Source organism: Curtobacterium sp. MCSS17_016, from assembly GCF_003234255.2.
Taxonomy (GTDB): domain Bacteria; phylum Actinomycetota; class Actinomycetes; order Actinomycetales; family Microbacteriaceae; genus Curtobacterium; species Curtobacterium flaccumfaciens.
Window position 1 is genome coordinate 461,659 of record NZ_CP126254.1, and the last position, 17,051, is coordinate 478,709.

The following is a 17,051-nucleotide window of genomic DNA, read 5'->3' on the forward strand; positions in this document are numbered from 1 at the left end:
CGACCTATGCGTCCGCACCGTCCGATGCGTCCGCACCGTCCGATGCGTCCGCACCGGACGGACAGGAGGCCCGTGGCGGGGTCGCCACGGGCCTCCTGTCCGGCGGTTCGTCGCGTTACGCGGCTGCCTGCTCGTCCGTGCCGGCTGCGGCCTCGGCGAGCGCGGTGAGCGCGCCCTGCACGAGCGTCGTGACCTCGGCGTCCTCGCGCGGGTGGGTCTCCGCGAAGCGGACGACCGACTGCGGGATGGCGACCTTGACGTCCTCCAGGACCTTCGCGCCGGCGATGCCGGCGGCCTTGCGGGCGTCGTCGTGGGCCCAGACGCCGCCGTACTGGCCGAACGCCGAGCCGATCACGGCGAGGGGCTTGCCGGACAGCGGCGAGGCGCCGAACGGACGCGAACCCCAGTCGAGCGCGTTCTTCAGGACGGCGGGGATGGTGCCGTTGTACTCGGGGGTGATCAGCAGGACGGCGTCCGCGGTGGCGACGGCGTCGCGGAAGGCGACGGCCGCGGCGGGCGGGGTGTCGCCGTCGATGTCCTCGTTGTAGAACGGCAGGTCGACGATGCCGTCGAAGGTGTGCAGCTCGATGCCCTCCGGCGCGTGGTGCGCGGCGGCCTCGGCGAGCTTGCGGTTGATGGAGTCGGCGCGCAGGCTGCCGACGAGGACGAGGACGTTCGTCATGGAGCTCCTTCTGTTGCGGGATGCTGTTGCTGGACGGAAAGGTGTCAGCGACAACCAATGCGATCGTAGGGGGCGCTATTCCCAGCACCCTGGGTACGGTGGCGACGTGACCACGCTTCGGACCCCGGCCAGCACGCCACGAACCACCGATCCGACCTGGTGGCGCGATGCCGTCGTCTACCAGGTCTACCCGCGCAGCTTCGCCGACACGGACGGCGACGGGCTCGGTGACGTCGCGGGCATCACGAGCCGGGTGCCGTACCTGGCGTCGCTCGGCGTCGATGCCCTGTGGCTCTCCCCGTTCTTCCCGTCGCCGCTCGCCGACGGTGGCTACGACGTCGCCGACTACCGCGCCGTGGACCCGAAGCTCGGGTCCCTCGACGACCTGGACGCCCTGGTCCGGGCCGCCCACGAGCACGACCTCAAGGTCATCGTCGACATCGTGCCGAACCACACCTCGGACCAGCACGAGTGGTTCCGGGCTGCGCTGGCGTCCTCTCCGGGGTCGGCCGAGCGGGCGCGGTACGTGTTCCGTGAGGGCTCTGGCGCCTCCGGGGAACTGCCGCCGAGCGACTGGGTGTCGAACTTCGGCGGCAGCGCGTGGACCCGGGTTCCGGACGGGCAGTGGTACCTGCACCTGTTCGCCCCCGAGCAGCCCGACCTGGACTGGTCGAACCCCGAGGTCCGCGCCGACTTCGAGGACACGCTGCGCTTCTGGTCGGACCGCGGTGTCGACGGCTTCCGCGTGGACGTCGCGCACGGGCTGGCGAAGGACCTGTCGACCCCGTACCGGCCGTCGAACGAGCAGGATCTGCCGCTCGACGGCTCCGACCCGCTGTACGACCGCGACGAGGTGCACGAGATCTTCGCCACCTGGCGCCGGGTGCTCGACGAGTACGACCCGCCCCGTGCCGCGGTCGCCGAGGCCTGGGCCCCGGCACCCCGCCGTGTCCTGTACGCCCGGCCGACGGAGCTCGGGCAGGCCTTCAACTTCGACCTGCTCGAGGCCCCGTTCGAGCCCGATGCGTTCCGTCGGATCATCGAGCGGAACCTGGCCGCCTCGGAGCAGTCCGGTGCCTCGAGCACCTGGGTGCTCTCGAACCACGACGTCGTGCGGCACCCCACCCGCTACGGCCTGCCGGACGGCACCGACACCGACGCTTGGCTCATGACCGACGGCACCTCGCCGGAGCTCGACCGTGCACAGGGGCTCCGTCGGGCACGCGCGGCGACGTTGCTCATGCTGGCGCTGCCCGGGTCGTCGTACGTCTACCAGGGCGAGGAGCTCGGGTTGCACGAGGCCGCCGCGATCCCGCGCGACCTGCTGCAGGACCCGAAGTGGCTCCGCACCGGGCACACCGTGAAGGGCCGGGACGGCTGCCGCGTGCCGATCCCGTGGACGCGCTCCGGGCCGTCGTTCGGCTTCGGGGACGTCGCACCGCACCTGCCGCAGCCGCAGGACTTCGGGGAGTCCTCGGTCGAGGCCGAGGACGGCGATCCCGGGTCGACCCTGTCGCTGTACCGCCGGGCGCTGGCCGCACGACGTCGGCTGCAGCAGGGGGAGGCGCTGACGTGGCTGGAGTCCGGCTCCGAGGTCGTGGCGTTCGCGCGGCACGACGGCTGGCGGTCGGTCACGAACTTCGGCACCGCGCCGGTGCCCCTGCCGGCCGGGACCGTCGTCGTCGCGTCCGGGCCGCTCGACGGGGTCGCACCGGGGCTGCTGCCGGGTGAGACGACGGTGTGGCTGGCCTGAGCGGTCCGCTCGCGTCGTTCTTCCTCCACAGCCGGGAGGCCCGTGGGGGCGTTCCACAGATCGTCTCCCCGCCGCCCGGGGGTGACGTCCCGGTCGCGAGCATCGGGGCATGACAGATCCCAATGCTCCAGCTCCCGCTCCTGCCCCAGCGCCTTCCCTCGACCGGCGGTCGTTCCGCTCGCGGGTCGTCCGCCGTCTCGCCGCGGCGTGCGCCACCCTGACCGCGATCGGCGTGCTCGCGGCACCCGCGGTCCTGCCGTCCGGGTCGAGTGCGGCCGCCCTCGACTTCCCGTACGTCAACCAGTTCTCCAGTGCGTCCGGCGGTGCCCTGCACGGTGACGCCGCGGTGTCCGGCGGTCGACTGCGCCTGACCGACGACGTCCGGAACCAGGCGGGAGCGTGGTCGACGAACGACACGTTCCCGTCGGACACCGGGCTCGAGATCGAGTTCACGTACGCGATGCACACCGAGAAGGACGACCCCGGGGCCGACGGGCTGCTGCTGTACCTGGCCGACGGCGCTGCGGCGCAGGGCGTCGGGTCCTTCGGCGCCGGGCTCGGCTACGCCTGCCGGAAGGAAGCGACCGAGGGCGGCGGTCGCGAATGTGACCTGCCAGGCGTCCCCGGGGGCTTCGCGGCCGTCGCGATCGACCACTACGGCAACTTCTCGTCACGCATCAACGGGTCCGGTCCCGGAGCACAGCCCGACCACGTGGTGGTCCGGGGCTCCGGCAACGGGACCGAGGGCTACCGGTACGTCGCCGGTGCCGCGGCACCTGGTGGCACCGTGACGGCCGGTTCGACGCCCCGGACGGTCCGGATCACCCTGCTGCCCGACGACGACGGCGGGCTCGCGGTCTCCGTCCGGCTGCAGGTCGGTTCGACCATGCGCACCGTGCTCGACTCGGTCCCGCTGCACGGCGACGGGCAGGCCGCGCTGCCGAGCACGCTGCGCCTCGGGTTCGCCGGGGCCACCGGCAGCCACGTCGACAAGCACGAGGTCGACGCGCTCCGGGTCTGGAAGCCGGCGGACCTGTCCGTCGAGCACGACCTGCCCGCGACCGCGACGGCGGGCGAACCGCTCCGCTACACCGTGACGGCGCGGAACCCCGGCCCGAACGCCGCCGACCCGAGTCCGCTGCAGGTCGACGTGCCCGACGGCGTCGAGGACGTCACCTGGACCTGCACGGCCGCGGACGGCTCCGCCTGCGCGACCGGGTCGGGCACCGGTGACGTCGCGACCGACCTGTCGTTGCCCCGAGGGGGTTCCGCCGTCGTCACGATCGAGGGCCGGGTGGCCGAGGGCACGTCCGGAGCGCTGGAGAGCGTTGCGACCATCGCCCCGCCGACCTCGTTGTCCGACACGAACGAGGCCGACAACGCCTCGCGGGCGACCACCACGGTCACTGCCCCCGTGATCGCCGCCGACGTCGAGACGGACAAGTCGGTGTCGCCGTCGACCGTGCGGCCCGGTGACGAGGTCGAGTACCTCGTGACGGCCCGGAACCGGGGGCCGTCCGTGGCGCAGCAGGTCGGGGCGGTCGACGACCTGCCCCAGGCCATGCGGTTCGTGGGCTCCGACGACGGGTGCACGGCCGAGGGGCAGCGGGTGACCTGCAGCTCCGACGTGTCGCTCGAGGTGGGCGAGACCCTGGACTTCCGGATCCGCGCCGAGCTCGACCCCGCGTACCAGGGGGACGGCTCCGACGTGGTGAACGTGGCGACGGCGACCTCGCCGACCGACGCGGACGGCGGCGACCCGTCCACCGGCGTCGCGATCGTCGTGGGCCCGGACGACGAGGGGCCCGCGCCGAGCCCCGCGCCGACGACCGGGCCGGCTCCGGACGACGGGGACGCCGGTGGTGACGGTTCCGGTGGTGACGACGGTGACGGCGCCGGTGCCGACGACGGCGGAGCCGGTGACCCCGCAGCCGACCGTCGGGCGGCTGCCCCCGTCGGAGCCCTCGCCTACACCAGCGCCGAAGGGCTCGGCCTCGCCGCGGCGCTCGCCGCCCTGGCCGCCGCCGCCGGATCCGTGTGCTGGTGGCTCGCCCGACGTCGTGCTCGCCGGAACGCGCCGTCCGACGACCCGCAGCAGCCCTGACACCGCCGGGACGGCACCCGGAGGCGGTGTCGTCCCGGTGCACGGGTGTGGACGTCCACAGGGGGTCGAGTCCGCTCCGGTCGGGCGTCCACCCCACCGGCGGTAGGATCGGATCCACGATCCGCATGCCCGAAAGAGGTCTCGTGTCCGACACCGTGGACGACGCCACCACCGTGGAAGACGCGACCCAGCGCGCGCGGTACTGGCCGATCCCGATCCTCCGGGCGGTCCCCGCAGCGGTCGTCGCGATGGTGATCACCTTCTCGACCAACCACGCCGCGGGCTACGGTCTCCTGCTGTTCGGCGGCTTCGCCCTGGTCGAGGGCCTCGTGCTCCTGTTCGGCGGGATCTCCCGACTGCCCCTCGACGGCCGTTCGCGTCGCACGACCCTGCTGCAGGCCGTCATCACCCTGCTCGCCGCCGTCGCCGCGTTCGCGTGCAACGGGTTCGGGCTGCCGGCCTTCATCACGGTCATCGTCGCGTTCGCGGTGCTGACCGGGGCCCTCGAGCTGTCGCAGGGGCTCCGTGCCCGGCGACGCTCGCCCTTCGCTCGCGACTGGACCACGGTCGGCGGTCTCACGCTGCTGCTCGCGGTCGCCTTCCTCGTCACGCCGCCGGACTACTCCCAGCAGCTCGGTGGCGTGGAGCGTGTCACCGGCACCCTCGACGCCTCGATCGTGCTCGTCGGCCTGCTCGGCGCGTACCTCGCCATCACGGCCGTCTTCCACGTGATCGCCGGCCTCTCGCACAAGTGGGGCACGGCCACGCCGGCCGTCGCCCCGGACGGAGCACCACACGCATGACCACCCCCAGCCGTCGTGACCGTCTGCGCCCGGTCGAGCTCCTCGGGATCTCCGCGATCATCGCGGTGTTCACCGGGCTCGTCGTGCTGTTCTCGACGCGGGAACTGCAGCTGGCCGTGATCTTCCTCGGCGTCGCGTTCATCGTGGTCGTCGTCGTGCTCGCGATGCTGCAGCTCGCCTCGTCGAGCGAGCAGGACGACAACGACATGCTCGGCGGGCACAAGACGCCGGGCGAGGGCGACGGCGACGACTTCCACTGACCGCTGATGTCTGACAGCTGACAGCTGACGGCTCCGGGCGGACACGCCCGAGATCACGAATCCGCCACGGTCCTGTCAGGATCGCGGGTCCTGCCGACACCTCTGAGTGAAGGAGGTGGGATGTGGACGTGACGACCGGCACCGACACGGACGAAGGACTCGTCCGTGCGATGGCACAAGGGGACACCGGCGCGCTCGCCCGGGCGTTCGACCGGTACGCCGCCACCCTCACCCGCTACGCCTGGGCGCTCGTCGACGACCGGTCCGACGTCGAGGAGATCGTGCAGGACGCGTTCCTGACGCTCTGGCAGCGCGCCGCGACCCTGGAGCTGCCGGCGGACACGGTGCTGCCGTGGCTGCTCGTCGTGTGCCGCAACCACGCCTTCAACACCGGCCGCAAGCAGGCCCGGCGCCGCACGGACGAGCTCCCGGAGCACCTCGCCTCGCCCGCCGACCACGACGAGGCCCGCGAGACCCTGCGCTGGGTCCGCGCCGAGATCGCCGCGCTCCCGGACCTCGACCGCCGCATCTGCGAGCTCTGCCTGCTCGAGGGGCACTCGTACGCCGAGGCCGCCGAACTCCTCGGACTCACGGTCGGCGCGGTCACCCAGCGGGTGTCCCGCAACCGTCGACGACTCAAGAAGGTGGTGATGCACGATGAACACTGAGCCTCCGCAGGGAGACGACCTGCAGCGCATGCTCGTCTCGATGAAGCAGAACGTCCTCGAACGTGCCACCCCGCTCCCGAAGCGTCGTCGGGGCCGGTCCGGGATCGTCATCGGTGTCGTTGCGCTGCTCGCCGTCGGCACCGCGACCGGTGCGGTCGCCCTGACCCTGTCGCAGCAGAACGCCGACCCGGTCGCCGCTCCCACCCAGACCCAGCAGCCCGAGCCCGCGCCGTCCTCCACGATGCCGAGCTCCGCCCCGATCACGGGTGCCCCGGTGCCGAAGCCCACCCCGACGTCGACACCGACCCCCGCCGCGGCGACAATCCCGGCGACGTGCCGCGACATGGTCCCGGCAGAGGACTACACCCGGCTCTTCGGGGAGACTCCGCTGACCGAGATATCGAAGGCGAAGGACGGGACGGCCGGCGGCGATGGTGAGGACGTCACCTGGGCGAACGGCGAGTCGAAGATCATCTGCACGTGGGCCGATCCCCGAGCCGACGTCAGTGGGCTCACCATGACTGTCGGGACGGCCGGGCCCGGGGCCGCGGACGTGCTCGCCACCAGTCCGCTGGAGTGCGAGGACCGCGACGGCGGGCGGGTGTGCCAGTCGTCCGTCCCGGCCGAGGCTGCCCCGGTGGACCAGGTCTCCACCTTCTTCCTGCGCGACGACACCTTCATCGTGATCCGGCAGGCGAACTTCCCGACGAACGGGCTGCTGGACGCCGTGGTCGGGGAGATCTGGGGGGACTGACGGCCCGGAGGCACGTGGCGGACCCGACCCGTGCCTCCAGTCCGTCGGTGGTCAGATCGTGAGCAGGAACGGTCGCCTCGCGCACCGCGACCCGACCGTTCCTGCTCACGAAGCACAGCGAGCGCGACCGCGTCACCCGACCCGCGCCGCCACGATGTCACGCGCAAGCGTCCGGACCGCGCGGCTCGGCTCCGGGGACGTCCGGACCGCCAGGCCGATGCGGAGCGGGTCGACCTCGTCCTCCAGGTCGAGCACCGCCCCGTCGTACCGCACCCCCGAGTCCGGCACGACCCCGACGCCGAGCCCGGCCGAGGCGAACCGGATCACTGCGGGCATGTCGTTCATCTCCGCGACGATGCGCCGACGGATGCCGAGCCGCTCGAGTGCCCCGTCGAGGATGATCCGGTTGCCGAACCCGTGCGCGGTGTCGACGAAGGGTTCATCGGCGAGTTCGGCGAGCGACACCGACGACCGGCCGGCGAGCGGGTGGTCCGCCGCGGTGAACACCCGGAACGGCATCTCCCGCAGCGGCTCCACGACGACGCCGGCGGGCACGGTGGGCAGACCCGTGTAGGCGATGTCGAGCCGCCCGGCGACGAGGTCCTGCACGAGGCCGGTCGTCCCCGACGGCGAGGTCATCAGCTCCACGGCGACGAGCGGGTGCTGCCGCCGGAACCGCTGCAGCACGCCCGTCAGGTCGACGATGTCCATGCTCGTGAAGATGCCGAGCCGCACCCGGCCCCGCAGGTCGGCGTCGTCGGCGGTGGCCAGGTCGCGCATCCGGTCGAGTGACTCGAGCACCGCGCGGGCGTGGGGGAGCAGGTCCTCGCCGGCGGGGGTCAGCACGAGCTGTCGTCCGGTGCGATCGAAGAGCCGCACCCCGAAGCTGCGCTCGAGCGAGGCGATGCCCGCGGACACCGTGGACTGCGCGGCCCAGAGCCGTTCCGCTGCCCGGGTGATGCTGCCCTCGGCCGCGACGGTGACGAACTGTTCGAGCAGTCGGGTCTCCATCGTCCGAGTATCGAACAGATCGATCGTGCACATCAAGCGCATCCGTTGGACTCGATGCACCGCGAGCACGATCATCGGAGCATGTCAACCGTCACCGACACCCCGACGGGTACCGTCCCCGCCACCACCGCCGCTCCCGCATCCGCGAGCGACCGTGTCGTCGCCCCGCGCGGACGCCGTGTCCACACCCGTCGGCGCCACGGTTTCGGCTTCTGGATCGTCGCCTTCGCGTTCCTCGCGGTGATGGCCTTCGCGACCGTCCCCGCACCCCTCTACGTCATCTACCAGGCCCGCGACGGCTTCCCGACCTTCACCACGACGGTGATCTTCGCGGCGTACGGGGTCGGGGTCGTCGGGTCGCTGTACCTGGCGGGACACCTCAGCGACGTGCACGGGCGGCGCCCGCTCATCCTGGTGTCGATCGCCCTCGAACTCGTCGCCGCCGTGCTGTTCCTGCTCTGGAACGACGTCACCGGCCTCATCGTCGCCCGGCTCGTGACCGGCCTCGGCGTCGGGACGCTGACGGCGACCGCGACGGCACACCTCGGTGAGCTCCGGGTCCGTGCCACCGGGTCGAGCGACTCCGCGAAGGGCGCGAGCGTCGCCGCCGGAGCCGTGAACCTCGGGGGGCTGTCGCTCGGCGCCCTGGTCGGCGGAGCGCTCGCCGAGTTCGTCGGGCAGCCGCTCATGGTCCCGTACGTGGTGTTCGTGATCGCGCTGGCCGCCGCGTTCGTGCTCGTGCTGGCCGCACCGGAGACGGTCGACCGTCCCGAGCAGCCCGTGGCCTACCGCCCGCAGCGCATGCAGGCGCCGGAGGGGCAGGGTGCGGCGTTCTGGGCAGCCGGCGCAGCAGCGTTCGCCGCGCTCGCCGTGCAGGGCCTCTTCACCTCGGTCGCGCCGAGCTTCCTCGGCACCACGTTCCACGTCACCGACCGCCTGGCCGCCGGTGCCACGACCTTCGGGGTCTTCGCCGCGAGCGCGCTGTCGCAGATCGTCTTCGCCCGACTGTCGCAGCGTGCACAGATCCGGCTCGGCATGGTGCTCCTGGTCGTCGGACTGGTCGTCCTCGCCGTCGCCGCGGTCCTGCTGCAGGTCGCCGGGTTCATCGGCGGCGGGGTCGTCGCGGGAGCCGGCGTCGGCCTGCTGTTCCGCGCCGCGATCGGCAGCGCCGCAGCACTGGTCGGCCCGGAGCGCCGGGGCGGCGTGCTCGCCGCCACGTTCCTCATCGCCTACGCCGGGCTCACCGTGCCGGTCGTGGCCGTCGGGGCAGCGCTGCTGGTGATCCCGACGCTCCCCGTCCTGATCGGGTACGTGGTGCTCGTCGCCGTCCTGGCCGTCGTCGCCGGCACCCGGCTGGCCGCGCGCGCCTGACGTGTGGCGGGCCTCCCGTCCGCCCGGAACCAGGTTCCGGACACCGCACCACGCGATCGCGCGGTGCCGTGTCCGGAGCCTGGTTCCGTCGTGCGGTCGAACTCCCGGCATACTGGGCGCGTGCCCCGGAACCGCAACCGTCCCGTGATCACCGGCGTCGCGGCCGTGGTGGCCGCCGGTCTCCTCGCCGGCGGGTTGTTCCTGACGGCACGGCAGGGCGCGGACGACCCCACCATCGGTGCCGGCTCGGCCTCACGGACGCCGAGCGACGCGCCGACCGCCGCCGGTGACGGCACCGTCACGATCACCCGCACCGGGCCGGACATGCCCGGCAGCACCGCGCTCGGCCGGTGCGACACCACGACCCAGGCGGCCGTCGCGCAGTACGAGACCGAGGCCCTGGGCCGCGTCACCCTGCAGTGCGGCACCGCTGCCCAGGGGTACGAGCACATCCGGGTGCGGCACACCGCCGACTGGCAGGACGTCGTCACCGGGCACGGCTCGCGCGACTGGGACGACGCCATGCTCACCGCGGTGCAGACGGCGCTCGAGGACCCGCGCCCCGGGTTCCCGCTCGACGCCGGCGACGGCAAGGTCTGCTACGCCGCACCCGTCCGGTTCGACGACGGTTCACGCCCCGACGACGAGCCCTGGGTCAAGGTGATCGTCTCGGCCACCACCGACCGGGTGATCACGGCCTACCCCACGCGTACCGACGACTGCTGACGCGGCACCCGCGGACACCCGTTCTGCGACAGACCACGCGTCGATCACCTGGTGGATCGTCGCGAAGCCGGAGCGCCCCCGACCGACGCCCGCACGCCCGAGCGCGGACCCTACGCGTGCACCTCGTACTCGTGCCGCCGGTGCGACACCGGCTCCAACTGGAACGTCGAGTGCTCCACCGGCACGTCGAAGTGCTCCGCCACGCACCGCTGCAGCTCGTCGAGGATCGCCGGGGCGTGCGCCGTCGAGAAGCAGTGGTCGTCGACGACCACGTGCGCGGTCAGGTTCGGCACCCCGGTCGCCACGAGCGTCGCGTGCAGGTCGTGCACCGCGATGACGTGGTCGAGCTCGAGGATGTGACCACGCACGTCGTCGAGGTCGAGCCCCGGCGGCGTCGACTCGAGCAGCACGTTCGCGGTCTCGCGCAGCAGCCGGATCGCCCGCGGCAGGATGAGCAGGCCGATCAGGATCGCGGCGACGGAGTCCGCCCGCTCCCACCCGGTCAGCATGAGCACGACCGCGGCGATGATGACGGCGACCGAGCCGAGGGTGTCGTTGAGGACCTCGAGCCGGGCGGCGCGCGAGGTGAACCCCTCACCCGACGCCCGCAGCAGCACCGCGTAGGCCACCAGGTTGCCGACGAGTCCGACGATGCCGAAGACGAGCAGCGGCCCGGAGTGGATCTCCTCCGGCACGAACAGCCGCTGCACCGCCGAGATGATCACGTAGACCCCGACGGCGAGCAGGATCGCGGCCTGTGCGGTGGCCCCGAGGACCTCGGCCCGCTGGAAGCCCCAGGTGCGCTGCGCGGTCGGGGACCGGCGGGCGAGCCGCGTCGCGACGAGCCCGATGCCGAGTCCGCCGGTGTCGACGACCATGTGCCCGGCATCGACGAGCAGCGCGAGCGAACCCGTGACCACGGCGCCCACGACCTCGGCGAGCAGGATGCCCGCCGAGATGCAGAACGCGATGAGCAGGGCGCGCTCCGAGGCGTGCCCGACGCCGTGCCCGTGGTCGTGTCCCATGTGCGACATCGTAGGGATCCGCACTGACGACATGCCAGGATCGAACCGTGAGCCGGTCGCCCTACGAGCTGTCCACACCGCCGGACGTGCTGGCCCGGCTGCACCCGCGACTCCGCACGTACTTCGGCCCCGTCCCGCCCGGGCACGTCGGCCGCGGCGAGGGTGTCTTCGACGTCGTCGGCACCCCACGTCGGTGGCTCTGGCCGGTGCTCGCGCTGTTCGCCCGCGACTCCGTCATGTTCCCGGTCTGGGAGCGGGACGTCCCGTTCACGGTCGAGAACCGGCCGGCTCGCGTCCGCCGCGGGTCAGGGGTCAGCCTGGAGGCCCGGGTCGCCGTCCGCGCGCACCGCACCTTCCGGTTCCGCTCCGAGAGCCGCACGATGGTGGACGCCATCACCGCCGAACCCGACGGCCTGGTCGACCACCTGGGTCGCCACGGGCGCGTCAGCGCCCGGCTCCGGGCGCAGGTCGACGCGGACGGTCCCGACGCGGGCGCCCTGCGCCTGGTCTCCACGCGCGTGACGTTCCGAGCGCTGGGACGCGATCTGCGCCTCCCGGCCGCCCTGAGCCCGCGTGTGACGCTCACAGAACGATTCGATGACGAAGCCGACCTGCAGCGCGTGTCCCTGGTGCTCACGGCGCCGGTGCTCGGCACGCTGTACCGGTACGAGGGGGCGTTCCGGTACGAGATCGCGCCGGACACAGAACGGGGATGAGATGAGCGACCAGAAGGGCCGCGTCGTGATCGCGGGAGCGAGCGGCTTCGTGGGGCGGTACCTGCGGGACGCCTTCACGGAAGAGGGGTACCGGGTCGTCACCATCGGCCGGACCGGCGACGCCGTGTGGGGCAACACCATGCGCATCCGGGAACTCGTCGACGGCGCCGCGATGGTCGTGAACATGGCGGGCAAGAGCGTCAACTGCCGCTACGGCCGACGCAACCGTGCGGAGATCATGCGCTCGCGGGTGGACACCACGCTCGAGCTCGCCGAGGCCATCCGGACGTCCGAGCACCCGACGCCGCTGTGGATGAACGCCTCGACCGCGACGATCTACCGGCACGCCGACGACCGACCGCAGGACGAAGCGACGGGGGAGATCGGCGAGGGGTTCTCGGTCTCCGTCGCCCGCGCGTGGGAGGACGCCTTCTTCGGCGCCGACCTGCCCGGCACCCGCCGTGTGGCGCTCCGGATGGCGATCGTGTTCGGCGACGGCAGCGCCCTGCTGCCGCTGCTGCGGCTCGCGCAGGCCGGCCTCGGCGGGCCGCAGTACGACGGGCCGTGGGTACCGACGCGCTCCCGGCTCCGCGCCGGCACGTACCACCACCACCGGCCCACGCACGGTCGGCAGCGCTTCAGCTGGGTGCACATCGCCGACGTCCTCGGGTCGATCCGGTTCCTCCGCGACCACCCGGAGATCGAGGGGCCGGTGAACATCTCGAGCCCGAACCCGTCCGACAACCGCACCGTGATGGCGACCCTCCGCGACGCCGTCGGGCGCCGGTTCGGGGTGCCGACCTGGCGGTGGATGCTCGAGCTCGGGTCGTTCGCGATCCGCACCGAGACCGAACTCGTGCTGAAGAGCCGGTGGGTCGTGCCGACCCGGTTGACCCAGGCCGGCTACGAGTTCCGGTACCCGCACCTGCGCGGGGCGCTCGCCGGGATCATCGCGGAGCGTCGCCAGCACCGGGGCTGAGCGCCGGGTCGAGGTCGCGCGGACTGCCGCTCGCGAGCGGTCCGTGCGGCACGTCGTGCGACCTCGGCGACACGGCAGCGGCGCGTCGTGCGACCTCGTCGACGGGGGCCGGTCGCGGCCCGCGGTCCCGCGCCGGACGCGACGACCACAGCACGGCGGCCACGACGACCGCGCCGGCGAGCACCTCGACCAGGTCGGGCACCTCGCCGAAGGCCACCCATGATGCAAGCACCCCGACCACGGGCACGAGCATCGAGAACGGCGCGACCGTGCTCGAGGGGTAGGCCGCCAGCAGCCGTGACCAGATGCCGTACCCCACCAGGGTCGCGACGACCACGATGTAGAGCAGGCCGAGGTCGGCGGGCAGCGCGGCCGACGTGAACGCCGAACCGAGTGCGGTGCCGATGCGGTCCGGGCCCTCGACCACGAGCGACAGCACGACCATCGGGACCGGCGGCACGACGGACCACCACAGGGTCAGGTGCAGCGGGTTCGCGGCCCCCGCCCGTCGTGTCGCGACGTTGCCGATCGCCCACCCGAGCGCACCGCACAACGCGAGCACGACGGGCAGCAGCGCGGCGGTCTGGGAGCGGTGCAGGGCGATCGCGGCGAGGGCGGCCACGGCGACGGTGACCCCGACGACCTGCCGGCCGGTCAGCCGCTCGCGCAGGAACACCCCGGCCAGCACCACCGTGAACGGCGCGGAGGCCTGCAGCACGAGCGAGGCCAGCCCCGACGGCATGCCGGACGCCATGCTGAGGTACAGGAACGAGAACTGCAGCACGCCGAGTCCGAGACCGACGAGCAGCAGCCGCCCGAACGGGATCCGCGGCCGCGGCACGAACAGCAGCGTCGGGACCGCCAGGATCGTGAACCGCAGCGCGGCGAGCAGGAACGGCGGGAAGTGCTCGAGCGCGAGTGCCGTCGCGGGGAAGTTCAGGCCCCAGACCACGGCGACGACGACGGCGAGGAGGCGGTCTCGGGTGGTCATGCTCCTCATGGTCCCGGCACGCACCTTGTAGGTCCATCGAAACCTTCGTGAACCACGATGTAGGGTCCCTGCATGGTTGACTTCGACGTGCAGCTGCTGGCGGTCCTGCGGGAGCTCGCCGAGCGCGGCAGCGTCACGGCCGTCGCCGAGGCCACCCACCGCACACCGAGCGCCGTCTCCCAGCAGCTGCAGACGCTGCAGCGGCAGGTCGGCGTCCCGCTGGTCGAACGCGTCGGGCGCGGGGTCCGGCTGACCCCGCACGGCGAAGTGCTCGCGGGCCTGGCGTCCGGGGTCGCGACCGCCATCGCGCGGGTGGACGCCGCCTGGCAGGAGCACCTCGGTGGCACGACCGGACCGGTGTCGCTGGCGATCTTCCCGTCGGCAGCGGAACTGCTGCTGCCCGGTGTGCTCACCCGGATGCAGGCGCACCCGGGCATCGCGCTGACCCTGGTCGACGTGGACGTCAGCGAGGGGGAGTTCGCACCGCTCGCGGCCGACCACGACGTGGTCGTCGGGCACCGGTCCGACGGCGTCCGCCCGGCGGACCAGGGATCGGTCGACACCGTGCCGCTGCTCCGCGAACCCCTCGACGTGGCCCTGCCGCCCGGGCACGCCCTGGCCGGCCGCGCACGCGTGGGCATCGACGAGGTCGTCGGGGAACGCTGGATCGGCGTGCCGGAGGGCTACCCGATCGACCGGGTGCTGCACGCGATGGCCGCGGCGACGGACACCCCGCCGAGTGTCGCGTTCCGCACGATCCACCTGCCGGTCATCGAGAACCTGGTGGCGGGCGGCCACGGCATCGCACTCGTCCCGCGGTACACGTCGGGCACGCGGGCCGCCGGACGCTTCCACCTGGCGGAACTCGCCGACGTCCGTGCCGGACGCCGCATCGAGGCACTGGTCCGCCCGGACCGTGCCGTCCGTCCCGTGGTGCGCACCGTCCTGGAGGCGCTGGTCGCCGTCGCCCTGGACGTCACCACCTGAGACGGTGGCGCCCACTGCCGGGCGCGCGCCGTGCCTCCAGGCCGCCTGTCAGCGCACCTGGAACGGCGTGCCGAGCGGCAGGCGCTCCGCCAGCGCCGTGATGTCGGCGTTGTGCATGCGGATGCAGCCGTGCGAGGCGGCGGTGCCGATGCTCGACGTGTCCTCCGTGCCGTGCAGCCCGATCTGGCCGGGGCCACCACCGAACGAGTTGAGCACGTCCGAGAACGCCGTCGTGCCGTACGCGTACGGGCCGTAGCCCTCGTTGGTCGGTGCGAGCAGCTCGGTCAGCGCGAACCGGCCGGTCGGCGACGGTGTGCCGCCGGTGCCGGTGGCGACGGGGTAGCTGTCGACGACCTTGCCGTCCTTGTACAGGTCGAGCGTCTTCGTCGAGCGGGTGACGACGATCGCGTACGGGTCCTCGGTCAGGCTGACGGCGCTGGTCGGCACCCAGCCGGTGCTGCCGTTCGGGCGCTGTGCGAGCTGCACCTCCGCCCAGCCGTCCTGCTGGTCGACGACCCGGAAGACGAGCGGGGCACCGGACGCCTGCGGGTTCTCGAGGGTCTGTGTCGCCGTGCCGCCCGCGCTCGCGCTGACCGGGACGGACGCGCCGGTGACGGCGGCGACGGTGGTGCTGGCCGGGGCGTCGACCGCGTCGACGGGTGCTGCCGACCGGGTCGGCTTCGGTGTCGTCGTGGGGGTCGGCGTCGGTGCCGCGACGGACCGCGTCGGTGTCGGGGCGGGCGCGGCTGACAGGGGACCGAGCGCGACGAACGCGACGGCCCCCGCACAGACGACGGCCACGGCGGCGGCGATCACAGTCGCACGCCGCCGTGGCTCGGTCGGGAGGATCGGCAAGATCAGCCCGTGAAGTTCGCCGTTCCGGGCACCGGGACGGCGACCGGTGCCGTGCCCGGGTCACCGGCAGCGGCCGGGTCGGCCGTGACGGTGAGCTCGGCCTGTGCGGCCTGCGCCGACGAGGCGCCGACGAGACCGACGCTGTACGCGCCGGCGATGTTCACGAAGTCGGCCGGCAGGACGATGGTGCCGGAGACGTTGCCCTCGGCGTCGGCGCGGAACGCGACCCCGGGGATCTCGGTGCCCTGTGCGCCGGTGCCGACGCCGGCGCCGACGAGCTCGTTCGGGGCGAAGCCCGAGCCCTGGATGCGGACACCGGTGGTGGTCGCCTCGGTCAGGGTCGCCGTGGGGGTGAGCAGCTTCGCTGCCGCGGTGGGCTGCGGCGTGAAGTACGTCGTGGTGTCGTCGATGCGGAGCGCGGAGATCGAACCGCTGGCGTCGGCGGCGAGCGACTGACCGTTCGCCTCGAGCGGGGCGGCGAGGCTCTTCAGCTCGCTGCTGGGCAGCGCGCTCGGTGCCGGGGTGCCGTCGACGGTCGGGGCCGGGGTGGGCTCGTCGGTCGGAGCGGGCGTCTCGGTCGGCTCGGGCGTCGGCGGGGCCGTGGTGTCGGCGGCGACGTCGATGCCGACGTAGACGACGTACCCGACGACCTGCGCGTCGGCGGCCTCGAGGTCGGCCGTGAGCTCCGTCGTCGACTCGACCTCGCCGGTCGCGGGGTCGATCCAGTTGCTGGTGCCGTCGGAGATGCCGACGCCGTCACCGGTCTCGGGCGCGTCCGTGGCGAAGACCACGGTCTGCGCGCTGGTGTCGCCGCCCTCCTGGACCGCGAGACCGAAGCTCGTCGCGCCGGTGGTCGTCATGCTGATGCCGGCGGCGAGGGCGGGGACGCTGCTCGCGGGCACGGGCTTGTTCAGGCCGCGGACCAGGCCGACGGCCTCGCCCTCGGAGACGGACAGGCCGTCCTCGTCCAGCGTGGCGTGGTCGGTGATCGAACCGCCACCGTCCAGGTCGGTCACGGACGCCCAGTACCACTGGTCGGTCAGCGGGAAGGTGCCGGTCGGCGCGGCGGTGAAGTCGTCGGCCGAGTCGGTCCAGGTGACGATGGCCGAAGCAGCGGTGCTCGTCACCAGGGCGGTCGAGACCGTCGGGACGAGGGCGGCGGAGACGCCGAGCACGGTGGCGCCGACGGCGGCCGCGGTGATGCGAGAACGAAGCACGGTGTGGAGATCCATCCGGTCAGTGGACAGGGTGCATCCACTGCGACGCCCCCGTGCTGAGATGTACTCAGCGATACGAACCTATCGAACCGCTCAGGATTCCGCACCCCCCGGACGCGGATCCGATGACGGACCGACGACCGTCCGGC

At 73.0% G+C, this 17,051-nt stretch carries 17 protein-coding genes; 11 read left to right on the top strand and 6 right to left on the bottom strand.

Annotated features, from left to right (window positions below):
• Positions 1 to 115: 115 nt before the first annotated feature.
• Positions 116 to 682, bottom strand: coding sequence for an NADPH-dependent FMN reductase (locus DEJ19_RS02325; RefSeq protein WP_027464982.1), 567 nt, complete (start codon positions 680 to 682; stop codon positions 116 to 118).
• A gap of 106 nt (positions 683 to 788) precedes the next feature.
• On the opposite strand from DEJ19_RS02325, the gene DEJ19_RS02330 reads away from it, so the two are divergent.
• The 6 genes from DEJ19_RS02330 to DEJ19_RS02355 all read left to right on the top strand — a co-directional run bounded on the left by DEJ19_RS02330 (position 789) and on the right by DEJ19_RS02355 (position 7,024).
• Positions 789 to 2,435 carry a glycoside hydrolase family 13 protein gene (locus tag DEJ19_RS02330; RefSeq protein ID WP_111233098.1) on the top strand — a complete coding sequence of 549 codons (1,647 nt, stop codon included), beginning with the start codon at positions 789 to 791 and terminating at the stop codon, positions 2,433 to 2,435.
• A 109-nt stretch (positions 2,436 to 2,544) separates the two neighbouring features.
• Positions 2,545 to 4,539, top strand: coding sequence for a lectin-like domain-containing protein (locus DEJ19_RS02335; protein WP_111233099.1), 1,995 nt, complete (start codon positions 2,545 to 2,547; stop codon positions 4,537 to 4,539).
• A gap of 143 nt (positions 4,540 to 4,682) precedes the next feature.
• Complete coding sequence (locus tag DEJ19_RS02340) at positions 4,683 to 5,342, top strand: DUF308 domain-containing protein (RefSeq protein WP_111233100.1); 660 nt, start codon at positions 4,683 to 4,685, stop codon at positions 5,340 to 5,342.
• Positions 5,339 to 5,602, top strand: a complete 264-nt coding sequence (locus DEJ19_RS02345) for a hypothetical protein (protein ID WP_071404886.1) — start codon at positions 5,339 to 5,341, stop codon at positions 5,600 to 5,602. The genes DEJ19_RS02340 and DEJ19_RS02345 overlap by 4 nt, the downstream gene beginning before the upstream one ends.
• A 128-nt stretch (positions 5,603 to 5,730) precedes the next feature.
• Entirely contained in the window at positions 5,731 to 6,270 is a 540-nt protein-coding gene (locus tag DEJ19_RS02350) for an RNA polymerase sigma factor (RefSeq protein ID WP_017886488.1), read from the top strand.
• The gene (locus DEJ19_RS02355) at positions 6,260 to 7,024 is read left to right on the top strand and encodes a hypothetical protein (protein WP_111233101.1); all 765 of its coding nucleotides are present in this window, start codon (positions 6,260 to 6,262) and stop codon (positions 7,022 to 7,024) included. The genes DEJ19_RS02350 and DEJ19_RS02355 overlap by 11 nt, the downstream gene beginning before the upstream one ends.
• Before the next feature lie 132 nt (positions 7,025 to 7,156).
• Here the strand turns inward: DEJ19_RS02355 and DEJ19_RS02360 are convergent, their stop codons facing one another.
• Positions 7,157 to 8,035, bottom strand: a complete 879-nt coding sequence (locus DEJ19_RS02360; RefSeq protein ID WP_181437720.1) for a LysR family transcriptional regulator — start codon at positions 8,033 to 8,035, stop codon at positions 7,157 to 7,159.
• Between the two features lie 81 nt (positions 8,036 to 8,116).
• Here DEJ19_RS02360 and DEJ19_RS02365 point away from each other — a divergent pair, with 81 nt between their 5' ends.
• Complete coding sequence (locus DEJ19_RS02365; protein ID WP_111233103.1) at positions 8,117 to 9,406, top strand: MFS transporter; 1,290 nt, start codon at positions 8,117 to 8,119, stop codon at positions 9,404 to 9,406.
• Positions 9,407 to 9,526: 120 nt separating this feature from the next.
• Positions 9,527 to 10,132, top strand: a complete 606-nt coding sequence (locus DEJ19_RS02370; protein ID WP_111039747.1) for a hypothetical protein — start codon at positions 9,527 to 9,529, stop codon at positions 10,130 to 10,132.
• 110 nt (positions 10,133 to 10,242) lie between these two features.
• On the opposite strand, the gene DEJ19_RS02375 is transcribed toward DEJ19_RS02370, so the two are convergent.
• Positions 10,243 to 11,157, bottom strand: a complete 915-nt coding sequence (locus DEJ19_RS02375) for a cation diffusion facilitator family transporter (protein ID WP_111030904.1) — start codon at positions 11,155 to 11,157, stop codon at positions 10,243 to 10,245.
• 47 nt (positions 11,158 to 11,204) lie between these two features.
• Between DEJ19_RS02375 and DEJ19_RS02380 the strand changes: the two genes are divergently transcribed.
• On the top strand, positions 11,205 to 11,873 hold the full coding sequence (locus tag DEJ19_RS02380) for a DUF4166 domain-containing protein (RefSeq protein WP_111233104.1): 669 nt from the start codon (positions 11,205 to 11,207) through the stop codon (positions 11,871 to 11,873).
• Between the two features lies 1 nt (position 11,874).
• Positions 11,875 to 12,852 carry an epimerase gene (locus DEJ19_RS02385; RefSeq protein WP_110864975.1) on the top strand — a complete coding sequence of 326 codons (978 nt, stop codon included), beginning with the start codon at positions 11,875 to 11,877 and terminating at the stop codon, positions 12,850 to 12,852.
• Here the strand turns inward: DEJ19_RS02385 and DEJ19_RS02390 are convergent.
• The gene (locus tag DEJ19_RS02390) at positions 12,821 to 13,843 is read right to left on the bottom strand and encodes an EamA family transporter (RefSeq protein WP_258375891.1); all 1,023 of its coding nucleotides are present in this window, start codon (positions 13,841 to 13,843) and stop codon (positions 12,821 to 12,823) included. The two genes, DEJ19_RS02385 and DEJ19_RS02390, sit on opposite strands and share 32 nt — an antisense overlap.
• A 72-nt stretch (positions 13,844 to 13,915) precedes the next feature.
• On the opposite strand from DEJ19_RS02390, the gene DEJ19_RS02395 reads away from it, so the two are divergent.
• A complete protein-coding gene (locus DEJ19_RS02395) occupies positions 13,916 to 14,830 on the top strand; it encodes a LysR family transcriptional regulator (protein WP_017886480.1) in 915 nt (304 codons plus the stop codon).
• Between the two features lie 48 nt (positions 14,831 to 14,878).
• On the opposite strand, the gene DEJ19_RS02400 is transcribed toward DEJ19_RS02395, so the two are convergent.
• Complete coding sequence (locus tag DEJ19_RS02400; RefSeq protein ID WP_284176582.1) at positions 14,879 to 15,685, bottom strand: L,D-transpeptidase family protein; 807 nt, start codon at positions 15,683 to 15,685, stop codon at positions 14,879 to 14,881.
• Positions 15,686 to 15,687: 2 nt separating this feature from the next.
• On the bottom strand, positions 15,688 to 16,917 hold the full coding sequence (locus DEJ19_RS02405; protein ID WP_111233106.1) for a hypothetical protein: 1,230 nt from the start codon (positions 16,915 to 16,917) through the stop codon (positions 15,688 to 15,690).
• Between the last annotated feature and the right edge of the window lie 134 nt (positions 16,918 to 17,051).